Source organism: uncultured Thiohalocapsa sp. (assembly GCF_913062725.1).
Lineage (GTDB): Bacteria > Pseudomonadota > Gammaproteobacteria > Chromatiales > Chromatiaceae > Thiohalocapsa.
Genome location: NZ_CAJXWY010000126.1, coordinates 1 through 2668, shown reverse-complemented (window position 1 = coordinate 2668; position 2668 = coordinate 1). Strand labels below are relative to the sequence as shown.

At 65.0% G+C, this 2668-nt stretch carries 2 protein-coding genes and 1 CRISPR repeat array; both genes read right to left on the bottom strand.

Annotation, left to right across the window (positions count from 1 at the left end):
- Positions 1-322: 322 nt before the first annotated feature.
- Positions 323-889 (bottom strand): ATP-binding protein, encoded by a 567-nt coding sequence (locus tag QZ588_RS17955; protein ID WP_295544479.1) that lies wholly within the window; start codon positions 887-889, stop codon positions 323-325.
- Positions 890-951: 62 nt separating this feature from the next.
- Positions 952-1333: a CRISPR direct-repeat array (repeat unit 36 nt; unit sequence GTCCGAACTGAGACCCGATCTGAAGGGGATTAAGAC).
- Between the two features lie 394 nt (positions 1334-1727).
- Positions 1728-2117, bottom strand: coding sequence for a hypothetical protein (locus tag QZ588_RS17950; protein ID WP_295544477.1), 390 nt, complete (start codon positions 2115-2117; stop codon positions 1728-1730).
- Between the last annotated feature and the right edge of the window lie 551 nt (positions 2118-2668).

Genomic DNA, 2668 nt, shown 5'->3' with positions numbered 1-2668 from the left:
TCGCTCGCATATCGCTTCAACCATCGTGATCTCCTTTCGTTTGCGGTTGATCGTCCCGAAGGACACGCGAACGACAGCCGGCGCAACCCCGGCGCAGCCGTCATGTCCAACACGGCCCCGGAACGGGGGTTGGTGCGGGCCGGACATTGACGGCAAGGCGCGCGACGCCAGAACGCGGGCGCCTAACCTTCGGGACGGCTCAACAGCGAAAGGAGGCGATGCGGGAGGGTGGAGGCGTAGTCCGGCGCGGATCACCGACTCGCTGAGTGATGCCCTTTCGATGGGTGTGGTCGAGGGGCTCGGCTTTTTTAGCGAGGGCGCTTTATTTCCCGTTATCTGAAACGCCTTCTGTCAACGCCATAATCGGCGGCCGCTCCTGCCTTCTCCACCGTCGCACTACACTCGCGACATAATTTTCCCTATCCGCAGCATCGTCTTCCCACAAGGCCGCGAATGGTACATCCGCGCTCTGTGGTCGATGCGCCTCATCGAGATCGTTGAAACGCAATCGAACTGGCACCACAGTCCCTTCGCCGACTCCGAGCGCTTCTTGCGTACGCAATGTCGGCAGGATGCTGACCAGGCTGCGTACCGAGTCGGGAAGCGCGCGCTGCACGAAATTCTGATCCTGCTCGTTGCTCATTCGCAGTGCAATCAGCGTGTTGCACTGCGAAAGAATGGATTCGGACAGCTCGGAAGGGCGCTGAGAGATTAGGCCCAACCCTACTCCGTACTTGCGACCTTCCTTCGCAATCCGCGATAGTGCCTGCTTGGTCGGCTGGAGCGCTGCGTCCTCACGTCGGGGTGCGTATCGATGCGCCTCTTCGCAGACCAGAACCACAGGCACCTGCACGGGTCGCGGGCTCCATATCGCAAAGTCAAAGATCATCCGACATAACACCGAGACCACGACATCGACAGTAAGCGTTCAGACCCCCACCCAAATGCACGGTCCGAACTGAGACCCGATCTGAAGGGGATTAAGACCTGGGGATCGTACCGCCCCACTGGACAGTGAGTCCGAACTGAGACCTGATCTGAATGGGATTAAGACCCACAGCAGCCACAGGGCTGCGTGGTCAATGAGGCGTCCGAACTGAGACCCGATCTGAAGGGGATTAAGACCAAGGCTATTAAACTTAGCTTGCGCGTAACTCGTCCGAACTGAGACCCGATCTGAAGGGGATTAAGACGAAGTAGGCGACCCGAACACCCGGCGCCTTCTTGGGTCCGAACTGAGACCCGATCTGAAGGGGATTAAGACTGTTCCGCCAACGTCGTGATTAGCGTCTCAGCAGTCCGAACTGAGACCCGATCTGAAGGGGATTAAGACGGGGCCGGACTGCAACAGTTGTCGCAGTCCGAATGACACAGGGCGAACCCGATCCTGAGGCATGCAGATCGACGCTCGGTGCTGCTCGAATCGGGCAGCAGGGGCGTCTGGGACTCGAGACCCGGGGCGGTGCACCGGGCGCTGCTCAGGCGCTCCTGGCGCGCACCGAGGGCGTGTTGTTGGATCGAGTGAGGGCGCGCACTGACGGCGGCTGGTCGCGGGCGCCGGGCGCCGTTTTGGGGCTGGCAGCGGGGCGCGCTGTCCTTGCGCTTACGCTGTAGGATTTTGCGGGGCGACGGCGACCCGGCATTGCGCCGGGCTCAGGCGCCGCATGTGCACCGTGCCGCGCCCAGGCGCCCTCGCCAGCAGGCTGCTGGCACGGGCGCTGGGCCGGTTAGCCGGCCTGCTCCATCTGGCTGGCGAAGTCGCAATCCTTGCGGATGGCAGCCGACTGCAGTGCCTCGTACTCGCCCTTCAGGCGGGCCAACTCCGCCTTCTGGTCGTCGCCGGCCAGAAAGAACAGCGCCGGCCAGAACACCACCAGGCCCACACCCATGGCGATGGCGTCCTTGTTGGCCTCTTTCTGCTGTGCGCCGGTCACCTGCACCAGCTGGCGCTGCACGCGGCGCAGCTCGCCCTCGATCTGGCCGCAGGAATAGGCCGAGTACTGCATGGGCGAGACATAGGCGGCGGACACCTTGTCCGGTGGCGTGGCGCAGCCGGCGCTGAAGGCGAGCGCAACAACGGCGGCGGCGGTGGGGAAGAGCGCATCGACACGCATCATGAAAGGGCTCCTTGGATCTTTGCGGCCGGTCACGCAAAGCGGTTTGCGCGCTTGCATCCTGGCGTGGGATGGGTGAGCGTGTACCAGCCTGCTTGAGGGAGGTCCGCCAACAGCGGGGCATTTGCACGCAGCACGCAGGTGTGCTGCGCGTGTTGCCCCAGAATGTGCGCCACCGGTGTGGTGTGCCGGGTTGGCAAGCTTGCGGCGCCGCGTTGCGTGGCCGCCGATGACCGGGCGCGGGCGTTTTGCCGCCGCGTTTGCATGCCGACTGCCATGACCGCCAGCGCCCATCCAGGCCCCGCCGCTACGCGCGCCGTGCCCATTTCCAAGACGATTGGCGTGCGCCGGCGCCGACGTTGCGGCGTGGTGCCGGCTGCCGTCGCGCCATGGCGCCCGCGCGGGTCCATCGATGTGGTGCGCGCCGCGCCAGCCGAGCCGCATTGGCGTGGCCACCGTCGGCGCGTCGCCGACGGCCGGCAAGCTTGCCGGCCGCGCCGCCACCGGCCCGCTGCGCCAGGCTGGCTGCCGGTGTGGGCCGCAGCCGCCCCAAC